This is a genomic window from Gelidibacter salicanalis (assembly GCF_016469035.1).
Classification (GTDB): domain Bacteria; phylum Bacteroidota; class Bacteroidia; order Flavobacteriales; family Flavobacteriaceae; genus Gelidibacter; species Gelidibacter salicanalis_A.
In genome coordinates, this window is the sequence record NZ_JAEHJZ010000130.1 from 1 (window position 1) to 234 (window position 234).

At 40.6% G+C, this 234-nt stretch carries 1 pseudogene; it reads right to left on the reverse strand.

The annotated features are described in order from the left end of the window. Positions 1 to 234, reverse strand: a pseudogene (locus JEM65_RS21175) (TMEM175 family protein); the annotation flags it as partial.

A 234-nucleotide genomic window follows, 5' to 3' on the forward strand; every position in this document is an offset into this window, starting at 1 on the left:
TCTTGTCAGGAATAATCCACATCAGGGCGACTCCCAAATAGATGGCCAAACTGATAATGGGAAAAAAGAACGACATCACAACTCCTGAAAAATAGAGCAGGAGGGATAGATTCATTCGTTTATCTGTGCTGTAGACTTTGCCAACGTTAGACTCCTTACCTTCATTTTGTATGACGCAATGCACCAAAATCTTAAAAGCGACTGCCGCCATTAACAAGACTATACCATAAATTG